Annotated in this window: 22 protein-coding genes; 9 read left to right on the top strand and 13 right to left on the bottom strand. The window is 47.3% G+C overall.

Annotation, left to right across the window (positions count from 1 at the left end):
* Positions 1 to 13: 13 nt before the first annotated feature.
* The gene (locus AC4EHB_RS09125) at positions 14 to 799 is read left to right on the top strand and encodes a YkuS family protein (RefSeq protein WP_490975255.1); all 786 of its coding nucleotides are present in this window, start codon (positions 14 to 16) and stop codon (positions 797 to 799) included.
* A gap of 53 nt (positions 800 to 852) precedes the next feature.
* Here the strand turns inward: AC4EHB_RS09125 and AC4EHB_RS09120 are convergent, their stop codons facing one another.
* On the bottom strand, positions 853 to 2,130 hold the full coding sequence (locus AC4EHB_RS09120; RefSeq protein WP_490975254.1) for an MFS transporter: 1,278 nt from the start codon (positions 2,128 to 2,130) through the stop codon (positions 853 to 855).
* A 181-nt stretch (positions 2,131 to 2,311) separates the two neighbouring features.
* On the opposite strand from AC4EHB_RS09120, the gene AC4EHB_RS09115 reads away from it, so the two are divergent.
* Entirely contained in the window at positions 2,312 to 3,067 is a 756-nt protein-coding gene (locus tag AC4EHB_RS09115) for an exodeoxyribonuclease III (protein ID WP_490981239.1), read from the top strand.
* Between the two features lie 209 nt (positions 3,068 to 3,276).
* Here AC4EHB_RS09115 and AC4EHB_RS09110 read toward each other — a convergent pair whose 3' ends face one another.
* The 11 genes from AC4EHB_RS09110 to AC4EHB_RS09060 form a co-directional block, all read right to left on the bottom strand.
* Positions 3,277 to 4,464 carry a CDP-glycerol glycerophosphotransferase family protein gene (locus AC4EHB_RS09110; protein WP_490981238.1) on the bottom strand — a complete coding sequence of 396 codons (1,188 nt, stop codon included), beginning with the start codon at positions 4,462 to 4,464 and terminating at the stop codon, positions 3,277 to 3,279.
* Positions 4,465 to 4,717: 253 nt separating this feature from the next.
* Positions 4,718 to 5,416 (bottom strand): P-II family nitrogen regulator, encoded by a 699-nt coding sequence (locus AC4EHB_RS09105; protein ID WP_490981237.1) that lies wholly within the window; start codon positions 5,414 to 5,416, stop codon positions 4,718 to 4,720.
* Positions 5,400 to 6,143, bottom strand: a complete 744-nt coding sequence (locus AC4EHB_RS09100; RefSeq protein ID WP_490975250.1) for a DUF1538 domain-containing protein — start codon at positions 6,141 to 6,143, stop codon at positions 5,400 to 5,402. Before AC4EHB_RS09100 ends, AC4EHB_RS09105 begins: the two co-directional genes overlap by 17 nt.
* Positions 6,140 to 6,835, bottom strand: coding sequence for a DUF1538 domain-containing protein (locus AC4EHB_RS09095; protein ID WP_490975249.1), 696 nt, complete (start codon positions 6,833 to 6,835; stop codon positions 6,140 to 6,142). The genes AC4EHB_RS09100 and AC4EHB_RS09095 overlap by 4 nt, the downstream gene beginning before the upstream one ends.
* A gap of 156 nt (positions 6,836 to 6,991) precedes the next feature.
* Positions 6,992 to 7,360: a Na+/H+ antiporter subunit G gene (locus tag AC4EHB_RS09090; RefSeq protein WP_490975248.1), complete on the bottom strand. Its 369-nt coding sequence runs from the start codon at positions 7,358 to 7,360 to the stop codon at positions 6,992 to 6,994.
* Positions 7,338 to 7,622, bottom strand: a complete 285-nt coding sequence (locus AC4EHB_RS09085) for a Na(+)/H(+) antiporter subunit F1 (RefSeq protein ID WP_490975247.1) — start codon at positions 7,620 to 7,622, stop codon at positions 7,338 to 7,340. Before AC4EHB_RS09085 ends, AC4EHB_RS09090 begins: the two co-directional genes overlap by 23 nt.
* On the bottom strand, positions 7,619 to 8,104 hold the full coding sequence (locus AC4EHB_RS09080; RefSeq protein WP_490975246.1) for a Na+/H+ antiporter subunit E: 486 nt from the start codon (positions 8,102 to 8,104) through the stop codon (positions 7,619 to 7,621). Before AC4EHB_RS09080 ends, AC4EHB_RS09085 begins: the two co-directional genes overlap by 4 nt.
* 46 nt (positions 8,105 to 8,150) lie before the next feature.
* The gene (locus AC4EHB_RS09075; RefSeq protein ID WP_490981236.1) at positions 8,151 to 9,638 is read right to left on the bottom strand and encodes a Na+/H+ antiporter subunit D; all 1,488 of its coding nucleotides are present in this window, start codon (positions 9,636 to 9,638) and stop codon (positions 8,151 to 8,153) included.
* The gene (locus tag AC4EHB_RS09070; protein ID WP_490975244.1) at positions 9,631 to 9,969 is read right to left on the bottom strand and encodes a Na(+)/H(+) antiporter subunit C; all 339 of its coding nucleotides are present in this window, start codon (positions 9,967 to 9,969) and stop codon (positions 9,631 to 9,633) included. Before AC4EHB_RS09070 ends, AC4EHB_RS09075 begins: the two co-directional genes overlap by 8 nt.
* A gap of 3 nt (positions 9,970 to 9,972) precedes the next feature.
* Positions 9,973 to 10,395 carry a Na(+)/H(+) antiporter subunit B gene (locus tag AC4EHB_RS09065; RefSeq protein WP_183736462.1) on the bottom strand — a complete coding sequence of 141 codons (423 nt, stop codon included), beginning with the start codon at positions 10,393 to 10,395 and terminating at the stop codon, positions 9,973 to 9,975.
* Positions 10,382 to 12,784: a Na+/H+ antiporter subunit A gene (locus AC4EHB_RS09060; RefSeq protein ID WP_490981235.1), complete on the bottom strand. Its 2,403-nt coding sequence runs from the start codon at positions 12,782 to 12,784 to the stop codon at positions 10,382 to 10,384. Before AC4EHB_RS09060 ends, AC4EHB_RS09065 begins: the two co-directional genes overlap by 14 nt.
* Before the next feature lie 273 nt (positions 12,785 to 13,057).
* On the opposite strand from AC4EHB_RS09060, the gene AC4EHB_RS09055 reads away from it, so the two are divergent.
* Together AC4EHB_RS09055 and AC4EHB_RS09050 are read left to right on the top strand one after the other, a co-directional pair.
* Positions 13,058 to 13,747, top strand: coding sequence for a universal stress protein (locus AC4EHB_RS09055; RefSeq protein WP_490975242.1), 690 nt, complete (start codon positions 13,058 to 13,060; stop codon positions 13,745 to 13,747).
* Positions 13,748 to 13,815: 68 nt separating this feature from the next.
* Positions 13,816 to 14,457: a pentapeptide repeat-containing protein gene (locus AC4EHB_RS09050; protein WP_490975241.1), complete on the top strand. Its 642-nt coding sequence runs from the start codon at positions 13,816 to 13,818 to the stop codon at positions 14,455 to 14,457.
* Positions 14,458 to 14,507: 50 nt separating this feature from the next.
* Here the strand turns inward: AC4EHB_RS09050 and AC4EHB_RS09045 are convergent, their stop codons facing one another.
* A complete protein-coding gene (locus AC4EHB_RS09045; RefSeq protein WP_490981234.1) occupies positions 14,508 to 16,004 on the bottom strand; it encodes a peptide MFS transporter in 1,497 nt (498 codons plus the stop codon).
* Between the two features lie 412 nt (positions 16,005 to 16,416).
* Here AC4EHB_RS09045 and AC4EHB_RS09040 point away from each other — a divergent pair, with 412 nt between their 5' ends.
* From AC4EHB_RS09040 to AC4EHB_RS09020, 5 genes are all read left to right on the top strand, one after another.
* Positions 16,417 to 16,770 carry a helix-turn-helix domain-containing protein gene (locus tag AC4EHB_RS09040; RefSeq protein WP_490975239.1) on the top strand — a complete coding sequence of 118 codons (354 nt, stop codon included), beginning with the start codon at positions 16,417 to 16,419 and terminating at the stop codon, positions 16,768 to 16,770.
* Between the two features lie 244 nt (positions 16,771 to 17,014).
* Positions 17,015 to 17,527 (top strand): hypothetical protein, encoded by a 513-nt coding sequence (locus tag AC4EHB_RS09035; RefSeq protein WP_490975238.1) that lies wholly within the window; start codon positions 17,015 to 17,017, stop codon positions 17,525 to 17,527.
* A 279-nt stretch (positions 17,528 to 17,806) separates the two neighbouring features.
* On the top strand, positions 17,807 to 19,576 hold the full coding sequence (recQ, locus tag AC4EHB_RS09030; protein ID WP_490975237.1) for a DNA helicase RecQ: 1,770 nt from the start codon (positions 17,807 to 17,809) through the stop codon (positions 19,574 to 19,576).
* 268 nt (positions 19,577 to 19,844) lie between these two features.
* Positions 19,845 to 24,431: a glutamate synthase large subunit gene (gltB, locus tag AC4EHB_RS09025; protein WP_490981233.1), complete on the top strand. Its 4,587-nt coding sequence runs from the start codon at positions 19,845 to 19,847 to the stop codon at positions 24,429 to 24,431.
* Between the two features lie 18 nt (positions 24,432 to 24,449).
* Complete coding sequence (locus tag AC4EHB_RS09020) at positions 24,450 to 25,937, top strand: glutamate synthase subunit beta (RefSeq protein ID WP_490975235.1); 1,488 nt, start codon at positions 24,450 to 24,452, stop codon at positions 25,935 to 25,937.
* Positions 25,938 to 26,077 lie beyond the last annotated feature (140 nt).

The raw sequence follows: 26,077 nt of genomic DNA, 5'->3' as shown, positions 1-26,077 counted from the left end.
GAGTGGAAAAGAAATGGTAAAAGTTGCAGTAGAAGAACCGTTTGTTTCAGTTAAAGATGCACTTGAGAAAAAAGGATATAATGCGGAAATGTTAAAAGATAAAACAGATGCGGTGGATTATGACTGTGTCGTTGTAAGAGATTTAGAAGATTTAGCAGACTTTCATATGAACGTTCCTTTAGTTGAAGCTAAAGGGCGCACATTGTACGAAATCGTTGAAGAGGTCGAAGAACGCCTTGTACGCAGCGGAAAACTCCCTGCTCCTGAACCATCCGATGAAGGCGGCATCACGGGCAGTGGATTCCTGAAAGGCGCTGTAACTGGTGCGATTGTCGGAGCAGCGGCTGGACTCCTATTGACACCGAAGAGCGGCAAGGAAATGCAAGAAACCTTGAAAGAGAAAACTGCTGGATCTAAAGAAAAATTGAGCGGCACTGTCGAGCAGGTTAAAGAAAAAGTCGGCACTGTGAAAGAAAAAGCAGCAGGTGTCACTGATAAAACAAAAGGCAAAGTCGATGAGCTTAAAACGAAGCGTGAAGAAAAGAAAGAAGAAAAAGAACTGAAAAAGCAGGAGAAAGAAGTTCAAAAAGAATTGAAAGCCGAAGACAAGGCTGAAGAAAAAGCAGTGAAAGAGCACGAAAAAGCTGAAAAACAAGTTGAAAAAGAAATCAAAAAAGCTGATAAAGAAGCCGATAAAGAAAAAGGCGGAATCGAAGTCGTTGAATTCGGAGATTCCGAAATCAAAAAGACGAGCACCGGCGCGGCAACAATCACGCCGAAAAACACAACTGATAAATAAGTCAGATCATAATAAAGCGGTCCCGGAATATTCCGGGACCGCTTTATTTTTGTTTATTCAATTGCGGCTTCATCTACTGCAATGTGTTCTTCAGGTTCAGGGACACGTGACAGGATAACGAGCCCGATGACGAATAGGATGACCAGGCTGAAAACGCCCATGCTGGAATTTCCGGTAACCTGCGAAGTAACAGCAACCAGCAGCGGTCCGAGGATTGCCGCGAATTTTCCGAAAATGTTGTAAAAGCCAAAAAATTCATTGGAATTCTCTTTTGGCACCAATTTGGCGAAGTACGAGCGGCTGAGCGCTTGGATGCCACCTTGGCTGGTAGCCACAAGCATCGCCAAAATCCAGAAGTCGGTGATGGTCTCTAGGAAAAAGGCATAGATGCAGACGACGATGTAAACGCATATTCCGACATACAGCATCTTTTTGCCGGTAAAGCGTTCAGACAAACGGCCGTAAAGGATGGCGAATGGCGCAGCTACAGCTTGGGTAACAAATAACACAATCAACAGGCTGGTTGCCGACAAGCCAAGGTCTGTGCCGTAAGCAGTCGATAAGGCGATGATTGTCCCGACGCCATCGATGTAAAAGAAGTATGCGAGAAGAAAAAGGAATAATGCACGGTATTGGCGGATTTCCCGAATTGTTTTACTGAGGCGCTTAAGGCTTTGCCGGATCGGTTTCGGTTCCCGTTCGATGTAATAATTCTGGTGCACCCGTTTGAACATCGGTATAGAGAAAGCAGCCCACCAGACGGCCGTAATCAGGAATGCAATCCGGCTGGCAGTCGTCGTCGAAATCGGAATCACTTCATTCGAAGCCAGCAGAATCACGGCAATCGATAAGATGAATGGGATGGTTGAGCCGATATAGCCCAATCCATAACCGAATGCAGAGACGTTGTTCATGCGCTTAGCGGTTGTTACATCTACGATAAAGGCATCGTAGAATACATTGGCACCCGTAGCACCCAGCGCAGCAAAGGTGTAGCATGCTAACAGCATAAGCCAGTTTTCGCTTGGCACAAACGCCAATGCGGCGGTGGAAACAGTGCCCAGCAAGAAAAAGGCGGTAAAGAATTTCTTTTTCAATCCCTGGTAATCGGCAATCGTCCCAAGAATCGGGCCGATCATTGCCAAAATAAACGTGAAAATGGCAATTGTATAGCCGAGATAAGCGGTGGAGTCAGCTAAATCGACGCCTGCTTCTGTCGCTGACGCTTTGTAATAAAGCGGAAACACAGCGGTCGTAATGATGATCGAGTAAGCGGAACTGCCCCAATCGTACAACGCCCAGCTTTTTTCTTCTTTCGTAAACTTTTTCATGGCTAAATCCCCTTAAGCTATAGATAATTTCATTGTACTTGATGAAAATGAAAAATGATGCATTATCTAATAAATTCACTGAAATTTTACATAATTTTATTGGGATTGGCAAAAAAGCACTGTAATTGAGAAGCGACGGCAATTTCAGTAGACTGAAGAGGAGAGATGGGAGCTGCTTATTTTGAAATTGATATCTTGGAACGTCAATGGCCTTCGCGCTGTGATGAAAAAAGGCTTTATGGAGTTTTTTAACGCTGAAAATGCCGATATTTTCTGCCTGCAGGAAATCAAATTGCAGGAAGGGCAGATTGATCTGGAGCTGCCGGGATACCATACATACTGGAATTACGCTTTGAAAAAAGGCTATTCAGGAACGGCCATTTTTACGAAAAAAGAGCCGCTTTCCGTATTTTATGGGCTTGGCAGCGAAGAGCATGATGCAGAAGGGCGCATCATCACGCTGGAATTCGAGGATTTTTACATGGTCAACGTCTATACGCCAAATTCGCAGCATGGCCTGCTGCGGCTCGACTACCGCTTGCAATGGGAAGATGCAATTTTGTCGTATGTGAAAAACTTGGATAAGGTCAAGCCGGTTATCCTGTGCGGCGATCTCAATGTCGCCCATGAGGAAATCGATTTGCGCAACCCGAAAGCAAACCTGAAAAACTCCGGCTTTACGCCGGCAGAACGCGGCAAGATGAGCGAATTTTTGGCGAGCGGATTTGTGGATACATTCCGCTTTTTCTACCCCGAAAAGCCCGGCAGCTACACATGGTGGTCATACCGGACCAATTGCCGGCCGCGCAACATCGGGTGGCGCATCGACTATTTCATCACGTCAGAAAGCCTGGCGCCGAAATTGGCTGGGGCCAGAATCCATACCAATGTTCTTGGTTCGGATCATTGTCCCGTTGAATTGGAACTCGATTTATAAGGAGGATGAGAATGCTCCGCCCGTTAACCTGCAGCTTTTCAAAATCAACTTGGCTTACGAAAAAATTAACACGTATTAGCGGGCGCTTATCATGCATTGTTTCAGTTTTAACCGGCACTAAGCGCCGCACGGCCGCCAGAATTTAACTGCAAAAATAGAAAGTCCCTTCGCGCGAAGCGAAGGGACTTTCTATTTTAAGTGCATATACTTTAAACTTCCAGCACGCGTTCAGCGAGGCGCAGGCAATTTTGATGATCGAAATAATCGATGTATTGGTGTGCCTGTGAATACCACTCATTAGTGGTGATGTTTTCTTCAACAATCCGTTTCAATGACGTATAAACTTCGTTGATGGAATCAGCTTTGTAGCCGTACAAATCTTTTTCCAGGTCCAAATAACTGCCGCGCTTAGCGATGTATTCGTCCCGGTCGAACATATTGAAAATGATGGGCTTATTTAAATACAAAAAGTCCCACGACACGCTCGAGATATCAGTGATCAGCATATCATTGTCCTCAATCGCTTTCTCGATTGGGTGGTGATTGGCGTCAAGAAATTCAATGCCAGTGGCAGGATTTTCCAGCCCAACGAAATGCTTTTCAAACTTCTTCATGAACGGATGCAAGGCAATCTGCATGTGCAAACCGTTTTGACTGATCAATTCACGGATTCCTGGATGCTGAATCAACCCGATCGTGTTGCGGAAATAAGCGCTTTCCAGGAATTCTTCTTCCGTTAGATCGAAGAGCCATTCGCGCCAAGTCATCATCATGAGGATATTTTTCATCTCTTTGGCGGGCTCATGTATTTCGTAACGGTCAAATCGCGGAAAGCCGGTGACAATCAGTTTTTCTTCCGGGATTTTCCACTCTTTCCGTTTTAGTTCTTTTTCATACTTTGACGCGCAATTAAAATAATTTGTGCGGCTCAACAGTGGAATATCTTCTTTTTGAATCAATATTTTTTTGAAGCCTTCAATGCCGTGGCTGACGTGCGTGATGATGGTTTTGCGGTTGAGGAAAAGGAATTTATCCGCTGACGGCACGATGTCATAAAGCAATGAGTGCCCATGGAATGTGTATTCCGCTTGGAAAAACAAGACGTAATTGCGGAAGCTTCCAAGAGGTACCGCATTTTCAACTTTGCCGTCGAGGGCATAAGTTGTCTTGGGATCATACATCCAATAAGCCATCACTTTGTCCGCGTGGTTGGTCACTACGTATTTATGGAAAACGGCGGCGTTGTCTTCATATTTTTCACCAAGATTGCCGCCGATCAATGCAATCTTTCTTTTTTCTTTACGGGTAGACATCTTTGAGACCAAATAGGCGGCAGCTACTTTTGCAAATACCTTCAAAGGATCCCATCTCCCTTTTTCTTTTAATACGACACTCATTCCAAACCCTGCTTTCTAAAGAACGTTATCCTTCAAGTTTTTCATATTCCAGCCTTTTTGTCTATCTGGAATAAATAAACTAATAATTCTGGTGTTAATAATACAAACATATGTCTCTTAGACTTTTGGGAAATGCTCTTCTCTGCCATTTCAAACAATTATGTAAATGAAGGACTGAATTTGCGCAACTAAAAAACCAGAATCCCATAGATTCCGGTTTTTTAAGTTATTTATAAGATCATCGCAGCAAGTTTCATTCCATTCTGCTTAATGAAGAATGGTTGACGCCGAAAACTTCTTCGACATCTATCAAAAAAGCGATGCCTTGTCCTGGAGAGTAAAGGTCGATGGCTTTTTCGATGCGGTTAACAACAGCATTGGCGAAACTTTCCGGCACCAATGTAAAAACAATATCTTTTTCAGGATCGATTGTGAAACTCATGAACTTTGTCTGTTCGTTTACACCAGTGCCGCGGCCGGTAAGGATGGTGCCCCCCTCGGCACCGGCTTCAGCAGCGGCAGCGACCACTTTTTCGGAATCGCCGCTATTGACGATGGTGACAATCAATTGAAACTGATCCTTCAAAGGCTTCATGGAACGTTCCCCTTTCTGCGGTTTGGTGAAGTAAAGGCGATCCGATAAATGCGGCACGCCGATCAATTTGTTTAAATGGAGCGTGAAGCCGAGTCCTTGCCCAGGGTGGCCCAATTTTGCGCAGCGGGAAACCGCTTCAGCAACCGGTTTTTCCAGTGACCCGTCAATGGCGATAAAAATGATGTCTTTTTCATGGGTAGCGGGTAGGCCTAGGAATGTCGGCTTTTCATTGCGTCCGATGCCTTCGCCGTACATGACAGTTGCTCCTTCTGCACCGGCTTTTTTCGCTTCTGCAATGACGGCGCGGGAAAAGCCGCGTTTGACGATTGCAATCATCAGTCTATGATTCAGGTTCATCGTTTGCATCGCCACCTTTTCTTGTGAAAATCAGTCCGACTATTAATACTGCGATAATGGGCGTCAACGCCACTAACGCGATTAGGCCGAAACCATCTGTCAGCGGATGCCTGCCTTCAATTACAGAAGCCGCTCCGACCGCCATCGCTGAGATGAATGTAACCGTCATGGGTCCGGTAGCGACACCGCCGCAATCAAAAGCGATGGCAATAAATGTTTTATTGGAAAAAAATACGAGGATTAAAGCAATTATATATCCAGGAATGAGGAAATACCAAAGTGAAATGCCGTAAAGGATGCGGAACATTGATAACGCTACTGAAATTCCCACTCCAGTGGACACTGTGTAAAGCATAACTTTTTCTGAAATATAGCCGCCGGTCACTTTGTCGACTTCACTGTTCATAATGCTGACAGCGGGCTCAGCAAACGTGGCCACGAAACCGAGCACAAAACCAATTGGCATGAGAAGCCACGTATTTTCTTCAGAGCCCAGCGCTTGCCCCATCATGTGGCCAACAGGGAAAAAGCCGATATGAACGCCTTGCAAAAAAAAGGCAAGTCCGAAAAAGGTGAGGATAAAGCCCAGGACGATTTGATGGACCCGCTGTTTATCCAGTTTGAGCATGAAGAATTGGAAGGCGATAAAAAAGAGGATTAATGGGATCAGGGCGTAGCTCACTTCAATGAGGATGTCCCCGAACCCTTCGAACACATGAAGGTTCACTGGAATAACACCCCCAATAGCATGATCGCAAGAATCGGTCCGATTGACGCCAAGCCGATTAAGCCAAATCCTTCGCTCGCTGCTGATGAGCCAGAGCGCAGGACGGACGCTACGCCGACGCCAAGGGCAAGGATGAACGGTACCGCCATCGGGCCGGTAGTGACACCCCCGGCGTCGAAAGAGATGGCGACATAGTCATGGGGTACGAAAAACGACAAAGCGAAAACCAGGAGATATCCGCCAATCAGCAGAATATGGATTGGAATGCTGAAAATGGTCCGGACCATGGCAAGTGCGACGAATAAAGCCAGGCCGAGTGCGACAGACAATACCAAAATTCCTGATCCGATTTCTCCGTCGGAAACTTGGTCAATCTGTTTTGCCAGCACGCGGACATCTGGTTCGGCAATCGTCACCACCAACCCCAGCAAAAAGCCAGTGCCGACAATGGTAAAAATGTTTTTGGTTTTCGGCAATCGTTTGCCGATCATCTCACCGACAGGCAAGAGGCCGGCTGTGACCCCGAGGAGAAACAGGAAAAAACCAATACCGACAAAAGCGGCGCCGATCAGGAATTGCAGCATTGCTTCTAAAGGCAAGCGGATAAAGATGATTTGCAGGACGACGACTACGGCAGTGACCGGCAGGATGGCAGCGGCTACTTCTTTCAACGTATCTCTGACGTTTCCCATCATCCATAAACCCCTTCACCGCTTTTTTTCCTGTTATTCCCTTTTTCCGTTAGTCATAAACTTGACATTTTAATGAAAAAACACTATTTTGTTATTCCGCAAAAAAGGCTGCCGGAAAACTCCCGGCAGCCTGAGAAACTGTTGGTTCAATACTGATTACTGTGAATCTTTCTGTTTTCCATAAAGTGCGTCGTGCAGCGCATCTTCTGTCGAGGAATCCGACATTTTAACGCGAGAGCGGTAGGCTGCCCGCGTTATCAAGTGGCCCGCAACCGGTGCTGTTAAAAAGACGAACAAGATACCGAGAAGCAGGCGGACGCTGATGAAGTTCTCGGACGCCCAAAAGTAAATGAACGTTCCGGTCAAGGAGAGCAGAACCGCCAATGTCGAGCTTTTGGTTGCCGCATGCGAGCGGGTATAAACGTCCGGCAAACGCAAGATGCCGATTGCACTGATAACCGCCATAATGGAACCGATCAAAATAAGGAAAGCTCCGATGTATTCAAAGATTTCGTTTATGCTCAACGATATCCCCCCTCTCAACAAAGCGTGCCAAAGCGATTGTGCTGATAAAAGCAAGGATGCCGACAATCAGGATGACTTCCAGAAAAGCATGTGTCTGCAGAACCACTGAAAATACCGCTACGCCTGAAATCAAGTTGACCCCGATCATGTCGAGTGCGACAACCCGGTCGGGCATCGAAGGTCCTTTGATGATGCGGTAAAGAGCGAGCAGCACGGCAAAAATGAACAAGAACAGCGCAATCGATAATATCGTGTCAATCATCCTCGTGTCACCTCCATAATCGCTTTTTCAAAGGTTTTGATTGATTTTAGAATGGTATCCCTGGATTCTTCAACGTCCATGGCGTGGATATAAAATGTTTTCCCGTCCGGCGATACTTCCATGACGACCGAACCCGGGGTTAGCGTCAACAGCAATGCGAGTGTCGTCAGTTCATAGGGGCCATTCATGTTGTGTTCATACGTGAAGATGCCTGGCCTGATTTTCAATGTCGGGCTGAGGATCTGCTTCATGATCAACAGGCTCGACTGGGCAAGTTCAGAGGTGAAGATGAACAATAGTTTAATAGTGGAATAGACGCGCAGCATGTAGAACTTCGTGCCGAAAAATCGGTGCATGAAAAACAGAATGCCGATGCCGATCAGGTAGCCGGTTAAAAAAGTGGGTAAGTAGAAGGCATCTTCATCCATGAGCAAAGTCCATAGCAAGGCGATGGTGATGTTCAGCAGAAACTGAGCCGGCATTAAAAGCCTCTCCTTTCGTTAGGGATTAGATTTGTGCGGACAGCCATTACTGTACGCCTTCTTCTAAAATGGCGTCTATATAAATTTCCGGATGGAGCAGCGTATCAGCAGCATCGGTCACATAGACGGAAAGCCATTCAGTGCCGATGCCCATTCCAAACGTCAGCAAGACCAACAGCAGGCTCGGGAAAAGGAATTTACTGTGCAGCGGGACTTGTTCTTCTTTGCTGATGATGGTCTCGCCCCAGAAACTGTTTTTAAAGATGCGCAGCATGGAATACAAGACGAATAAGCTTGATAGCAGCGCGAGTGCCAGCAGTCCATAAGATCCGCTGTCAATCGTACCTTCAACTATGAGGATCTTGCCGATGAATCCGCTGAATGGCGGTACGCCGGCAAGAGACAGCATAGCGATGAAAAACGACCAGCCGAGCAGCGGATAGTTTTTCATCAAGCCGCTCATTTGGTTCAGCTGGACGGTGTCCGTCAGTGATATGAGCGTACCAATCAACAAGAACAACAGCGCTTTGACAATCATGTCGTGGACAAGATAATAAACAGCGCCTTCGATGGCGTTCGGTGTCGAAACGGCGAGCGCGACAAGGATGAAACCGACCGAGATGACAATGTTATAGGCCGCTATTTTCCGGATATCGTTGAAAGCGATGGCGCCTAAACTGCCGCCGATAAGCGTTGCAGCAGCCATGACGCCGATGATGGTATGGGTGATTTCCGGCTGGTGATGGAAAATAAGAGAGAATACACGGAACAACGCGTAGATTCCGACTTTTGTCAGGAGCGCTCCGAAAAGCGCTGAAACGACAGTCGGCGGCGTACTGTATGAACCCGGCAGCCAATAATACAGCAGCAAGCCGGCTTTTAGGCTGAAAACGATAAGGAATACGAGGCTGATCGTCGTGAGCAGCGGCCCTTGGCCATTTTCAGCGACGCGCACGGCAACATGTGCCATGTTCAAGGTTCCGACCGTTCCATACAAATAGGCCAGCGCCACTAAAAAGAACCATGATGATACGATATTGATGATGACATATTTGACAGCTTCCCGGAGCTGGCGCTTGGTGCCACCGAGCGTAAGGAGAACGTAAGAAGACAAAAGCATGACTTCAAAGCAGACAAAAAGATTGAACAAGTCGCCTGTCAGGAATGAGCCGTTGACGCCTGCGATGAGAAAAAGCACGGTGGGATAAAAATACATTGACTCCAGCAGTTTGCCAGTCGTGAACAATGCATACAGTAGGCAAACGAGCGTGACAATGCTTGTCGCGAACACAAGGAGCAGCGCAAACGAATCTGCCACGAAAAGGATGCCGAAAGGCGGAACCCAGCCGCCAAAGTCCAGGCGCAAAATGCCTTGGTCCTGGACGGCGTTTAACAGATAAAATGAGATGCCTGCCACTGCTGCTATAGAGCCGATGCTAAACCAGGCTTGTGTGCGGCCGAAAGTGCGCAGGAAAATCAGCATCACGCCCATTAATATTGGAATCAGCATGGGGAGCAAAATGATATTATTCATCGTTTACACCCCTCATTTCCTTGAGGTCGTCGGTTCCCAGTTCCTGATAGGCCCGGTAAGCCAATACCAGAATGAAAGCTGTGACAGCAAAACTGATGACGATCGCGGTCAGGATCAGGGCTTGGGGCAATGCATCCACATAGCTCCCGGATTCTTCGCCGAGAAGTGGGACTGTGCCTTTTTTTAATCCGCCCATCGATAAGATCAATAAATGGACAGCATGCGATAGGATTGCGGTACCGAGGATGACCCGGACCAAGCTTCTGGAGAGCAGAAGGTAGATGGCGACGGAAGTCAGCACACCGACCAATAAAATTATCAGGGTTTCCATTGGCTATTCATCCTCACTTATACTCAAAATTATATTGACTACGACTCCGATGACCGTCAAAGCGATGCCCGCTTCGAAAATGGTCACCGTCGCCAGTTCGGTTTTGCCGTAAATCGGCAGATCGAAATAGCCGAAAGACTGGCTTAGAAAAGCTTGTCCGAAAAACATCGGAATGGTTGCGCTTGAAAGAGCCAGCAGAACACCGAACGCTGAAAGTTTTTTGAAGTCGATCGGAATGGCGTCGCTGACCGTTTCGGAATCATAGGACAGGAACATCAGCACAAAAGCCGATGCCAGGACGAGTCCGCCAATAAAGCCGCCTCCGGGTTCATTATGCCCTGAGAGAAATAAATAAATGCCGAAGGTGAAAATGATTAGCACTACAGCTTTGGCTACCGTTTTTAAAATAACGTCATTGATCTCCATGTTTACGGGTCTCCTTTCCGCCTTTAAGCCGGATTAGCGTATAGACGCCGAGGCCAGCGATAAAAAGGACAAGCGATTCGAGCAATGTGTCAAAAGCGCGGAAATCGCCGAGAATGGCATTGACCATGTTTTTTCCACCGGTCAATTCATAGGAGTCTTCATAAAAGCTGGAAATCGAATCGAACAACCGAGTGCCGTTCACGGATAGCGCAATGAGCGTGATGGTGAGCCCTCCGAAAATGGCGATAACAGCGTTACGGATTTTCGTTTTTTTAGGCGACTTTTCCTTTTGCCACTCGGGCAGATGGTAAAAGCTCAATAGGAACAATGCAGTTGTCACTGTTTCAATGACCAATTGGGTAAGGGCCAAATCGGGAGCCCGGAACAGCACGAAGAAAATCGCGATGGAATAGCCGAGAACACCATTCAACAAGATCGCAGTGAGCCTGGATTGAGCAAAAACTATGGCGATGGCGGCAATCATCATGACAATTGCCAGCAACACTTCGTAGGCCGGGAGCGGTGCATCGTTTGCAAAGTCGAATGTCAATCCGCCGGACAAGAGCAAAGACCCGCCAGCCGCTACAATGAAGAACATAAAAATATAAGTGAAATAATGGGGCAAATGTCCGGTCATATAAGAGGAGGTCACTTGAGCCGATTTCCGTTCAAGGCCGCTTAGGAAATTAGTGTATAAAACATTAAACGCCCAATTTTCAGGCAGAATGCCATAGATTTTTTTCCATTGGCGCAAGAACGCATACAAGATGGCACCGACAGCAAAAACTCCAAGCGTCATCAACAACTCTGCGTTAATGCCATGCCAGGCTGAGATGTGTGGGGCTGCTCCAACCACACCCGGGAGCAAAGTGGCCATTGCCGGCTTCAGCAAATGGTCTCCAAGCAAGTTCGGCGCGAAAAAGATGCCGATGATCAAGATGGACAGGATTGCTGGAGAAATCAGCATGCCCAAAGGAGCTTCTTTCGGTTTTTTATCGAGTTTTTTCGGATGGTAATTGCCGAAAAACGTCTGGAATACGAGAATCATGGAATAGGCGAATGTCAATACGCTTGCTGTCCAGGCGACGACTGGAATAATCCAGCCCCAGGTAACAGCGGAAAACAGCGGAAGGCCGGCCGCGTTGATCGAAGCTGTGAAAAACATCTCTTTGCTTAGAAAACCATTGAAAAACGGCAAACCGGCCATGGAAAAACTGCCGATGACCGCGAACGTAAGAGTGACTGGAAGAAATGCGATAAGGCCGCCGAGGCGACGGATATCACGCGTTCCTACTTGATGGTCAATGATGCCGACCACCATGAATAATGCGCCTTTAAAGGTGGAATGATTGACCAAGTGGAAAAGAGCGGCAAACGTGGCCAGCCCGTATATCGCGCCTTCAGGTTCAGCACCGAAATGCAGGGCAGCCGATCCCATACCGAAGAGGCTCATAATCAAGCCGAGCTGGCTGACGGTCGAATAGGCAAGCAGTGCCTTTAAATCGGTTTGGCGGACAGCGCAGAATGCTCCCCAGAACAAAGTGATGAGCCCTACCAATGTAACCGTCCAAAACCAGGAAGCAGTGCCGCCGAAAATCGGTGTGAAGCGGGCGACCAGGTAAATGCCAGCCTTGACCATGGTTGCCGAATGGAGGTAGGCGCTGACGGGAGTCGGAGCTTCCATGGCATCAGGCAGCCAGATATGGAAAGGGAATTGGGCCGATTTCGTGAACGCTCCAAGAAGCACCAGGAATAAAGCCGGATAATATAAGATGTGGTCTGTATGCTGTCCGATGACGGATATGATTTCGCGGATGCTGTAGGAGCCGGTCATGACATGCAGCATCAAGAAGCCCGCTAGCATGCCGAAGCCACCGAAAACCGTGATCAGCAAAGATTTTTGGGCACCGACACGGGAATTTTTTCGATGATACCAAAAAGCGATCAATAGGAACGAAGAAATGCTTGTCAGTTCCCAGAAAACATACAGGACCAATAAGTTGTCAGTGAGGACAACGCCCAGCATAGCTCCCATAAACAAGAGCAAGTAAGCGTAAAAATGCGGAAGTGAATCCCCTGGAGATAGATAATAGATGGAATAGAGAATAACTAGGGTTCCCATGCCGGTAATCAGCAAAGCAAGAATCAGGCTCAGGCCGTCTGCAAAAATTGAAAAATTGATGCCGAGGGAAGGGATCCAATCGATAGATGCGGAAATGGTTTTTCCAGAGGAGATGATGGGAATCTGAAAAACAAAAACGACGAAAAGCGCTAAAGGAACGGCAAGGACGAGCCAACCGATGTTAATTAGCCCGATGCGCCTATGTATGAATGGGATGCAAGCGGCTGCGAGAAAAGGGATTAAAATGGCGAGGATAAGAAAATGCACTGCAAAACCTCCTGAAGTTGGGATTAGGAACGGAAAAATAAAAAAGGCGGAAAACAGAAGCCTGAATGGAATGGAATATGGGTTGGGCTGTTGGCATATACGTTAAATTATACAGGAATAACGGCTTGTTTTCACTTGTGAACTCCGTTATGGTACAGATAAGCAGGGGCATGCCTTGATTTATAATGGAATACGCAGTACAATATCATAGTTTTGAACTTACGGGTTGTGCAGAAGAATTGAACAGAAAAACCACTGGAGGGGTGTGAAAAGATGAAAAAAATCAGAGGACGTATGGACGAAAGCATATTGGTCTGCGTTTTTTACGGGCCCAATGGCGAACGCCTGATCAACCGTGGAAACAAGCTGGCGAGCATGCTGGATTGCCCGTTGTATATACTGACGGTTGATGCGCTGCCATTCGATGAATTTGATACTGAAAAATCAGCTTATGTTGAACGATGGAAAGAACTAGCTGAAGAATACGGGGCTGAGGACTTTATCATCCGGGATAATGAAAGCCGCCCCTCCGCAAAGGTCATCGCGGAAGTTTCGCATGATTTGAATATTACCCAAATCATCATCGGCCAGACGGCGAGAAGCCGCTGGGAGGAAATCACGAAAGGATCATTCCTGAATTCACTGCTGCGGGAAATCCCTTTTGCGGATTTTCATGTTGTTTCAGTCGAACGATCCATCAAAGGCAGCGACCATGAAGAATTTGAAAAAGGCGTTCGCTGCTACTTAGTGAAGGACGCCGACACTTATAAAATCAGTTTCACCCAAACGAAAGAATGCCAGTACGAAGGGATTTTCTTCAAAGAAATCGGCACTGATTTCAATAATGGAATTTTCAAGTTCATGCATAACAGCAAACTTTACCAAGTGGAAGTGGAAGACGACCACATCGTGGATCCGATGCTTGTCCGGTCCTGCATAGATAAAGCGCCGTCAGTTGGATAAATTGTTATAGCAAAGCGGCTACTTCCCAGTTGGAAGCGGCCGCTTATTTAATTAAAGGGGGATTCATGATGAAAAAAGCCAAACGCTTAGCGCCAATCGTATCTAATGATATGGAAACCATACCCTTTTCCTCCGCATTGGATGACCATTACATAAGCAATTGCAAAATCTTACATGAAACCATCGACATTGAACCGGAAGAAGGGCTTCGTGTCGATAAAGTAATATTCGAGAACGTCAGTTTCCTTGAAGCAGCCTGGCCACGCAGTGAATTTATCGATGTACTGTTCATCAACTGCGATTTGTCGAACGCGGATTTCAGCCGCTGCGTCTTTCACCGGACGGAGTTCCGCAATTCAAAGCTTGTCGGCACGAACTTCGCGGAAGCCGGCGTCCGCCATACCTTGTTCCAGGATTGCGTGCTCAATTACGCGACATTCGGCTTTTCGCTGTGCAATACGGCGCGCTTTGAATCTTCAAGTCTGCGCTACGCGGATTTTTACGAAGCGGAATTAAAGCAGACCGAATTCGATAAATGCGACATGAATGATATCAATTTTGTTGAAGCGAGCCTGAAAGGCGTCGACCTCAGCAGCAACTCATTTGAGAACATTCAAGTCACCGTCGACAAACTGGCTGGCTGTAAAGTATCGCCGGAGCAGGCGATGGCTTTCGCCCGCCAGATGGGGCTTGTCATCAAAGACGTTTGACCATCGAAAAAAGGCCGGAAGCAAAATGCTTCCGGCCTTTTGGTATTTATTTATCGTACGCCTCTCATAAAGCGCTGAATGGTTGGTGCTAATAGGAACAGGATAATACTCAGGACGATGGATGCTCCGCCGATGATACCGAAGTACATCATTTCGTTTTCAGCTGAGTAAAATTTCACGAGCTGTGCGTTGATCGCTTGCGCGGCTGCGTTTGACAAGAACCATAGGCTCATCGTCTGCGCTGAGAAAGCGGCAGGGGCAAGCTTGGTGGTTGCTGACAATCCGACTGGCGACAAGGCAAGTTCCCCTAACACGATGATTAGGTAGCTCAGTACAAGCCATAACGGATTCACCAGTGTATCCGGTCCGCCGAAGTATGCAGGAAGCAGGATGACCAGGAACGAAATCCCGGCAAACAGCAATCCGAGTGAAAACTTCTGCGGGATGGAAGGCTGGCGGCTGCCAAGTTTAACCCACATCCATGCGAACACTGGAGCAAGCAAAATAATGAACAGCGGGTTCAATGACTGGAACCAAGCGGGAGAAATCGTGATGCCCGCAAATTCAAGGTCCGTGCGTGTATCAGCATATGCTGCGAGGATGGTCGAACCCTGCTCCTGGATTGCCCAAAACATGACGGATGCGATGAACAAAGGAATATAAGCCAAGATGCGCGAACGTTCCACTTCCGACGTTTTGCTGCTGCGGTACATGACCACAAAATAAGCTGTCGGCAACAGGATACCAAGGATGCCGACTGATGCGATAAAGCTGTCGAACGTCAGGAAGCCGATTTGCAGTCCGAAATAAACGATGGCTGCAATGGCAATGGCCCCGATTGAGAAAACTTTAACGGTTCTTGATTTTTCGGAAGGGGACAACGGATTTGCTACCATTGTGCCAGCCAGTCCTAGGTTTTTCTTTTTCGTCAACATGAACACGACAAGCCCAAGGAACATGCCGACTGCGGCGATGCTAAAGCCGAGATGGAAGCTGATGTTCATGCCGATTGTACCGACGATCAACGGTGCAATAAATGCACCCATATTAATCCCCATGTAGAAAATGCTGAATCCGGCGTCGCGGCGGTTATCATTTTCGGCGTAGATTTCGCCGACGACACTCGAAACATTCGGCTTCAGTAAACCGGTACCGAGGACAATGAGCACCATCGAAACGAAGAACAGTGGCAGACTGCCTGGAATGGCCAAAGCAATGTGACCGAACATGATGAGTATTCCGCCGTAAAAGACGGCTTTCGATGTGCCGAATATTCGATCGGCCAACCAGCCGCCGATTACGCCGGACATATAAACAAGAGATCCGTAAATGGACATGATGGAAAGAGCCGTTGTTTGATCTAAGCCAAGTCCGCCATCGGAAAGCTCGTAGTACATGTAAAACACCAGGATGGCTCTCATGCCGTAATATGAAAAGCGCTCCCAAAATTCTGTAAAGAATAAAGTAAACAATCCTTTTGGATGGCCGAAGAAACCTTTTTGTGGCACTGTGTTTACGATGTCTTGGCGATTGTATTTATCAGACATCTTACTACCTCCTTTTTACGTATTCTAATATAATACTTTCTTTAAGTTTGAAAATCAAAAAAAACTTGAAAATTAGTAAAATAGGCGCTGAATCTAAACTTTTTCGTAAGACTATTTAATATATACTGTCAAAAAAAGTTTTATCAAAATAATAAATGAATTAAAAAAAATGGAACTTTTCTAAAAATGCACCTAGAATGACAAATTTTTAGCCAAACGAGGCAATCGACAAATTATAGTAAGCATTTATGTACCATAATAACCATTTATTAGGTATTTTCGCGAAAATTGTCGAAAAAGGTCAACAAATGTACACATTTTTATCCGAATATTATAGAAATATATTGTATAATGTTATAAGTTACTGTATATTTTAAATAGTTAGAATTTAATATAAAGGAGTAGAAAACTAATGAACGATTTAGGAAGAAAAATTAAAGACCTGCGCGAAGAGAAAGCATTGACTCCGGAGCAGTTGGCGGAAAAAATCGGATTTGCTAAAAGCGCAATTTGGGCTTATGAAAGCGGCAAGAAACAAATTACAGTGAGTCATTTAACGCGTTTAGCTGATTTCTTCGAAGTTTCTGTTGACGGATTATTGGATCGCACCGAAAAAGTCATAGACTTGGACCTGCAAAACGCTTCAACTATAAGTGATTATAATTTAATGCTCGATAACAAACCGCTCGATCACAGCGAGATTGCGGAAGCAGCATCTTACATCCAAGTGAAACGCCGCATGGGAAGCTATGGGGCAGCCAATTAAGCTGGGATAAACCATTATTTTACAAAAGCATTCAAAAAGTCCACTCTCTACCGAGTGGACTTTTTGTTAATATTAGGCATTTTAAGATAAATAAATATTTACTTATAATAACTAAATATTCAGAAAAAATGATATAATTGAACTAAAATACTATTCGAATGATTGGTTGTTGTCATTTTTGTCAATAATTGAGGTGCTCGTTAAAATTATCAAATCTACTTTTCCGTAAGGCAGGCGATCCCAGATGGACAGATATATATTATATGAAACATACCGTTTGGCTATTTTGATTGATTTGATCCAGCCTGCTGAGCTGATTCGGGAAATCGACTTTTATATTACGGCTACCCCTGTGGAAGAGATTCCGCATGTTTTTTACGTTTTATCGCTCGCAAGCAATCGGCGCGTCATGCTTGAACTTCTGACGGATCTTGCAAAAGGCGTTGACCAAGAGCTGCCAAGTAGTATCGTAGCTGGACTATTGTATGAACGCCGGGATCAATACGATTCCAAGGAACTGTACCGCAAGGCGGGGATGCTTGCATCTTTGTTAAGTGATCCTGAAGATGATGTTGCGATGGAATTCAGAGAGCTTGCCCACCGCAATGAAGCTGCCCAGCAAGCATACAGCAGCCGCTTTAAACGCAAAAAAACGAGAGAACGCATGCTGGCCAAAAATGAACTGGAGCTGCAAAACGGCTTGGCGAAATATGCTGGCTTTGCACAGCATTTCAGTTTTCAGGAATGGGGGTATTAATATAGAAGAAACCTTATAAAATATTGTTTGAAAAGTGGCTTGAAAAATCCGCTTTTTTGGTTCACCACTAAGGTTTAAGGTCTTCCTTTGAAGATGAAAACCAAGCGGAACGCTGAGAATGGAAATTTAAATACAGGAATTCGGGAAACTGTTCCAAAAGCGTAGGCTGATGGAACAGTTTTTTGTTGCAGAGTGTTTTCTGTGATTTCGGAAAGAGAAAAAACCCGATGGAATGTGATAAGCTGTTAGATACGAGACGAGTTTTGGGAGTGTTTTATTTTGTTGGAAGAAGCAAGGAAATTACTGCAGACGTATTTTGGCTATGAGACATTTCGGACTGGGCAGGAACAGGCGATTTCACAGGTTTTCGAAGGGCAAAATACAATCTGCGTCATGCCGACAGGCGGCGGTAAATCGATGTGTTATCAGATTCCCGCTTTGGTCATGGAAGGTACGACGATTGTCGTATCGCCGTTGATTTCGTTGATGAAAGATCAGGTAGATGCGTTGCTGGCAGCCGGCATCCCGGCTGCTTATATAAATAGTTCGCTGGGTTTTGAAGAAGTACGGGAAACTTTGCACGATGTTCAGCGAGGGGCAATTAAATTATTGTATATCGCGCCAGAACGGCTGGATTCGGAAATGTTCCTTAATGAATTGCAAGGCGTTCAAGTGCCGCTGATCGCGGTCGATGAAGCGCATTGTATTTCACAATGGGGACACGATTTCCGCCCGAGCTATCGGCTGATCAGCCGCATGGCTGGCCTGTTCCCGAATAACCCGACCGTATTGGCTCTTACAGCGACTGCTACGCCGCAGGTCAGGGAAGATATTTGCCGCATCCTTGATATTGAAGAAGAACATACGGTCATGACCGGATTTGAACGCGCCAACTTGTCGTTTTCGGTCATCCGCGGACAAGACCGGGACCGCTACGTAAAAGAATACGTGCAAAAAAATGAAAAAGAAGCGGGCATCATTTACGCGGCGACGCGCAAGACAGTCGATTCGGTTTATGACATGCTGATTAAAAAAGGCGTCAAAGCCGCCAAGTACCACGCGGGCATGCCGGACCAGGAGCGGAAAAGCGGCCAGGAGCGTTTCTTGAACGATGAAGTGACGGTTATGGTGGCTACTAACGCATTCGGCATGGGCATCGACAAATCCAATATTCGCTATGTCATCCACTACCAATTGCCAAAAAATATGGAAAGCTATTACCAGGAAGCAGGCCGTGCGGGGCGTGACGGGCTTCCGAGTGAATGCATCGTCCTTTACGCTTCACAGGATGTCCAAACGCAGCGTTTCCTGATAGACCAAGCGCAAGATCCTGCGCGGATTCCGGGAGAGCTGGCCAAATTGCAGGGGATGGTCGATTATTGCCATACTGAAAATTGCCTGCAGCAATTCATCATCTTTTATTTTGGAGACACTGGGGCTGAACCATGCGGGCATTGCAGCAGCTGCAGCGATGACCGCGAAAGCCTCGACGTGACTACGGATGTCCAGATGGTATTGTCGTGCGTCGTCCGTATGGGCCAAAAATTCGGCAAAATGATGACGGCCCAAGTTTTGACAGGTTCCCGAAACAAAAAAGTGCTCGATTTCGGATTTGATAAATTATCAACGTACGGTATTCTAAAGCATCACAATGCCAAAGAAGTATCCAACTTGATCGAGTTCATGATTTCCCAAGAACTGCTTGCTGTCGAGCAAGGTTCTTTCCCGACAATTTATGTGCCGGACGGCGGACGGGATGTGCTGCTAGGCAAGCGGCGGGTTCTGCGCAAAGGCGCTGTAGCAACCAAGCAGATCACCCAGAACGATCCGTTGTTTGAAGAACTGCGCAAAATCCGCAAAAAGCTTGCGGATGAAGCAGGTGTGCCGCCATTTGTTATATTTTCCGATAAGACGCTCCAGGATATGGGCTCGAGAAGACCGAAGACCGAGGAAGAGTTCCTCGAAGTGAACGGTGTCGGAACGAGCAAATTAGAGAAATACGGAGAAGCGTTCTTAACTGCGGTCCGTGACTTTAAAGATGTTGAATGAATAAATGTTCAAGCTGCCGAGAAATTCTCGGCAGCTTTTTTGATTTCATTTAAATAGAAAAACTTTGATTTTTTTATGCATAACTTTTAGTGTGAAAATGGCTTTAAAACGGGATTTTATCGAAAATACATAGGTGCAAAGCCTTTTAATGAAACCGTTTTCATTATTCTGACGTTAATTTTATTTGATAAAAGCGTATATATATTCAATAACCGTGCTATAATATTCTGATATTATGACACTCTAATGAGTTAAAGGAGGCGATTTGATGAGAAAGAAAGAGTATCCAGCCGCACAAGGGCTTTATCATCCGGATCAAGAACATGAAGCATGCGGAATCGGCATGATTGCAAATATCAACGGAGAAAAATCGCATTCGATTGTTCAGAATGCCATCAATATTCTTTGTAACCTTGAACACCGTGGAGGACAATCTTCTGACACCAGTACCGGCGATGGAGCCGGCATTCTGACACAGATTCCCCACCGTTTCTTCTATAAACAATGCGAAAAAGAAGGAATCGCCCTGCCAGCTGAAGGCCGATATGGCATCGGTATGGTTTTTATGCCACAGGATTACGATTTGCGCATGCAGACGAAAGGTGTCATCAAGCGAATCATCGAAGAAGAAGGACAGAAGTGCCTTGGCTGGCGCCCGGTCCCGGTAAACGATTCGTTTGTCGGAAAAGTAGCCGCCAAGACTAAGCCAGTTATCCGCCAAGTGTTTATCGAGGCGGCTGATGAGCTGGAAGACCGTATGGAGCTCGAGCGGAAATTATACATTATCCGGAAGCGCATCGAAATGGAAATGGAAGGCGACCCTGATTACAGCGATGTCTATTTCAGCAGCTTGTCAGCGGGCACGATTGTCTATAAAGGAATGCTTATTCCAGAACAGCTTGACTCGTTTTACATTGACCTCAACCACCCCGAATTCAAATCGGCGCTGGCATTAGTTCACTCCCGTTTCAGCACGAATACATTCCCGAGCTGGCAGCGGTCGCATCCGAACCGCTATTCTATCCACAACGGAGAATTTAACACACTTCGCGGCAACGTCAATTGGATGCGCGCGCGGCAAGTATTGTGCGACTCCCCTTATTTTACGGAAAAAGATATAGAGAAAGTTTTGCCTGTCATCGATGAAAGCGGAAGCGACTCATCCATGTTCGACAATTGCTTCGAATTCCTTCATTTATCAGGGCGTTCGCTGGCCCATACGGCCATGATGATGGTTCCGGAGCCTTGGGTTAATGATCCGACGATTAAACAGGAAAAACGTGATTTTTACGAATATCACAGTACTTTGATGGAACCGTGGGATGGCCCAGCTGCACTAGTCTTCACCGACGGCAAGCAGATTGCAGCCTGCCTGGACCGCAACGGCCTGCGCCCGGCGCGTTATTACGTGACCAAAAGCGGCATGATCGTTCTTGGTTCCGAAGTTGGTGCCCTTGATATTTTTGCGGACGATATCGTTTATAAAGAGCGTTTGCGCCCAGGGAAAATGTTATTGATTGATTTGGAGGCGGGTAAAATAATCCCGGATGAAGAAATTAAACTCCAAATAGCTGCTGAGCTGCCTTACCGTTCATGGATAGAAGACAACATGCTGGATCTGGCGGATATTCCTGACCCATCTGTAGCGCCTAACTATTCCGATACGGAAGACTTGCTCGTACAGCAATTGGTATTCGGCTATACGACAGAAGAAGTCCAAAAGATCATTAAACCACTCGCGACAGACGGCAAAGATCCGGTGGGATCGATGGGATACGATTCGCCTCTCGCGGTGTTGTCGAAAAAACCGCAGCTCTTATATAGCTATTTCAAGCAATTATTCGCTCAAGTGACGAATCCGCCGATTGACGCAATCCGCGAACATATCATTACAGCAGCACAGACCACAATCGGGGCGGAAGGCAATCTTGTCCAACCAGGCCCAGGAAGCTGCCGCCATATCCGCTTGGCAACCCCTGTCTTGACGAATGGGCAGTTGGAAAAGCTGCGCCAGCAGGAACTGCCTGAATTCAAAGCAGTGACGCTGTCAATTTTATTTGAAGCTGCAGGCGGAGCGCAAGCGCTCGAGCAGAAACTGGAAGAGCTTTTCATCAAAGCGGACGAGGCATTTGACGCAGGCGCTACATTGCTGATCTTATCCGACCGCGGCGTCGATAAACAACACGCAGCGATACCGGCGCTGCTCGCCGTATCCGGCCTTCACCACCATTTGATCCGCCAAGGTACACGCACACGGATGAGTATCCTCCTGGAGTCAGGTGAACCGCGGGAAGTGCATCATTTCGCTGCTTTGCTGGGCTATGGTGCTGAAGGGATCAATCCCTATCTAGCGTTCAAGTCGATCGACGACCTAATAGTTTCAGGTGATATCGGCGGTGTTTCATATGAAGAGGCGGAAGCCGGCTACATCAATGCGGTGACTGATGGCATCATTAAAGTATTGTCGAAAATGGGCATTTCAACCATTCAAAGCTACCGCGGTGCTCAAATTTTTGAAGCGGTCGGTATTCACATGGATGTCATCGATCGCTACTTCACCCGTACATCATCGCGCCTTGGCGGAATCGGCCTCGATATTATCACGAAAGAAGTGCTGATGCGCCATGCCCAAGCCTATCCGGAACGTGAAGGCGGGAACCACGCGCTCGAGCCGGGGGACGAATACCAATACCGTGCAAACGGCGAAACACATCAATACAATCCAGTAACCATCCATACACTGCAGCAGGCATGTCGGACGAATAATTATAAAACGTTCAAGAAATACAGCGGCTTGCTGACGGCTGAAACGTCGAATGTGCAATCTCTTCGCGGCTTGCTGGAATTCAAGGAGCAGACGCCAGTGCCGATTGACGAAGTCGAAACGATTGAGCAGATCTGCGCGCGCTTCAAGACCGGCGCAATGTCATTCGGCTCGATTAGCCAGGAAGCGCATGAAGCTCTGGCAATTGCGATGAACCGTATCGGCGGTCGCAGCAACTCAGGAGAAGGCGGCGAACAAATTTCCCGTTTTACACCGGACGAAAATGGCGATAATCGACGCAGTGCAATCAAACAGGTTGCGTCAGGCCGATTTGGTGTGACAAGCCATTATTTAGTTAATGCCGATGAAATTCAGATAAAAGTGGCACAAGGCGCAAAACCTGGAGAAGGCGGCCACCTGCCCGGCAAGAAAGTTTATCCATGGGTTGCAGAAGTTCGTGGTTCAACGCCTGGCGTCGAACTGATCTCGCCTCCTCCGCATCACGATATCTATTCAATTGAAGATTTGGCGGAATTGATCTTTAATTTGAAAAATGCCAACCCACGAGCGCGCATCAGTGTGAAGTTGGTCTCTGCTGTAGGTGTTGGTACGATAGCTGCCGGTGTTGCAAAAGGCCGAGCAGATGTTGTGCTCATCAGCGGATACGACGGCGGGACCGGGGCGGCTCCGAAAACGAGCTTGAAGCATACCGGACTGCCATGGGAAATCGGATTGGCTGAAACGCATCAGACTTTGTTGCTCAATGGCTTGCGCGACCGCATCGTCGTTGAAACGGACGGCAAGATGATGACAGGACGCGATGTTGTTACGGCAGCCCTTTTAGGAGCAGAAGAGTTCGGTTTTTCCACAGCGCCGCTGGTTGTCCTTGGCTGCATCATGATGCGCGTTTGCCATATGGACACTTGCCCGGTTGGGATTGCGACGCAAAATCCGGAACTCCGCAAGAAATACATGGGAGATCCAGAACATGTCGCGAACTTTATGCGCTTTGTGGCACAGGAAACACGCGAATTGATGGCGGAACTTGGCTTCCGCACAATCGATGAAATGATCGGACGCACAGATGTGCTTGAAACGAAACAGGACATTGACCACTGGAAAGCGAAAGGCTTAGATCTGTCAGCATTGCTGCATCAGCCCGACCTGCCGGAAAAAGTTGGCCGCTACGCCACGGTCAAGCAAGACCATGGATTGAAGCAAACACTCGATTACCAGGAATTGCTGCCGCGCTGCAAAGACGCGATCGAAAACGGCAACCGTGTGGAATTGACAACAGCTATCCGAAACATTCACCGCGCGACCGGAACAATCATCGGCAGTGCAATTTCCAAGCGTTATGGAGCCGAAGGGTTGCCAGAAGACACCATCAACTTGAACTTCCGGGGTTCGGCAGGCCAAAGTTTCGGTGCGTTCATTCCAAAAGGGATGACCTTGAAATTGATTGGCGATGCCAATGACTTTGTCGGAAAAGGCTTATCAGGCGGTAAAATAGTCGTCTACCCTGCACCCGATTCGACCTTCATCCCGGAGAAAAATATTATCATCGGCAACGTCGCGTTTTACGGAGCGTCAGCGGGTGAGGCCTATATCTACGGTGTAGCAGGCGAACGTTTTGCAGTCCGCAACAGCGGCGCGAAAATCGTAGTGGAAGGGGTTGGCGACCACGGCTGTGAATACATGACCGGCGGTCGCGTAGCAATCCTGGGCTCTACAGGGAAGAACTTCGCGGCCGGCATGTCGGGCGGCGTGGCGTATGTGCTGGACGAAGACGGCACATTCGGTACGCGCTGCAATCCTGAGATGGTCCATATGCAGCCATTGGCTGAACCGGCTGAGATGGAAGAACTCCGTGGCATGATCGAAAACTACGTGCGTTATACAAACAGTGAAAACGGCAAACGGATTTTGGCGTATTGGGATACATTCTCGGCGAAATTCATACGCGTTATTCCGAAAGCATATTTGAAGATAAACGACCGCATTGATAAGCTTCAGCAAAGCGGTATGGCAAGAGCGGACGCTGAAATGGCAGCTTTTGAAGAAAGCAAAATGGCAGGAACCGGAAAATAACCGAGGAGGAGGGATTCGATGGGCAAACCAACTGGATTTATGGAATATAACCGACAGACCCTCAAAGAGCGCGTTCCGCAAGAGCGCGTGAAGGATTGGTCGGATTACACCATTCCGCTGTCGGATGAAGAAGTAAGCAAGCAAGGCGCTCGCTGTATGGATTGCGGCGTTCCGACATGCCAAACAGGCATGGAGCTGGAAGGCGCTACAACAGGCTGCCCTGTAAACCACCTAATCCCGGAGTGGAACGACCTTGTTTATCGCGGGCAATGGAAAGAGGCTCTGCACCGAGAACATATTATGAATAATTTCCCGGAATTTACGGGAGTGGCGTGCCCGGCTCCATGTGAAGGCGCTTGTGTCCTTGGCATCAATGAGCCAGCGGTCGCAATCCGTACGGTGGAACGTTCAATCATTGAGAAAGGCTTTGCGGAAGGATGGGTAGTGCCGGAACCGCCAAAAACGCGCACCGGCAAAAAGGTTGCTGTCATCGGTTCAGGCCCTGCAGGTCTGGCAACGGCTGCCCAACTGAATAAAGCCGGCCATTTTGTGACAGTCTTTGAACGGAGCGATCGTGTCGGAGGGCTTTTGACTTACGGCATTCCCGAAATGAAGCTTCCTTATGATATGGTAATGCGCCGCGTCAAAATCCTGGAGCAGGAAGGGATCACATTCATCACGAACACCGAAGTCGGAAAAGATTATCCGGTTTCCTCGCTGCGTTCCGATTTTGATGCAGTTGTCATGTGCGGCGGCGCGACTGTCCACCGCAATGTCGATGTAGCGGGACGCGATTTGAAGGGAATCCATTTCGCAATGGATTTCCTCCACAGCAACACAAAAAGCCTATTGGATTCGAATTTGGCAGATGGCCGGTTTATTTCAGCTGAAGGCCAGGATGTCATAGTCATCGGAGGCGGCGATACCGGGACAGACTGTCTGGCAACAGCGGTCCGCCAGAATTGCCGCAGCCTCATACAATTCGATGTCTACGATCAAAAAGGCGCATTGCGCGATGAAGCCGGCAACCCATGGCCGCAGTATCCAAAAATTCATCGCGTCGAATACGGCCAAAAAGAAGCGGCTGCCGCTTTCGGCCACGATCCGCGGGCATTTGCGGTAATGACGAAAAAATTTGTCGGCGATGAAAATGGGGCTGTCAAAGAAGTTCATACCGTCAACGTCAAACTGAAAATTGATGAGCAAGGAAACCGGATCCGTGAAGAAATTCCGGGCACTGAAAAAGTCTGGAAAGCGGACTTGGTGCTGCTGGCAATCGGTTTCAGCGGGCCAGAACAAGGACTGATCCAGCAATTGGCTGTAGAAACGACGACGAAGTCTACTGTCAAAGCGGAATATGGCAAATACAATACCAATGTGGAAGGTGTCTTCGCTGCGGGAGATATGCGCCGAGGCCAAAGCTTGATCGTCTGGGCAATCAACGAAGGCCGCGAAGCCGCGCGCGAATGCGACCGTTACCTGATGGGCTCGACTGTATTGCCATAAATAAGGCGAGCTGTTAAACCATCAATCCCTAAATATGATATCAATGTGGAAAGGCCGGAATCTCTTCCGGCCTTTTTTGATTCTAAACACCTTGAATCTTAATGAAACTTTTGGTTTTGTAAAGGATTGACAAATTATAT

The sequence above is a fragment of the Planococcus sp. TJ-302 genome (genome assembly GCF_058268455.1).
The sequence above is the reverse complement of the archived record's forward strand: the minus strand, read 5'-3'. Positions and strand labels throughout refer to the sequence as shown.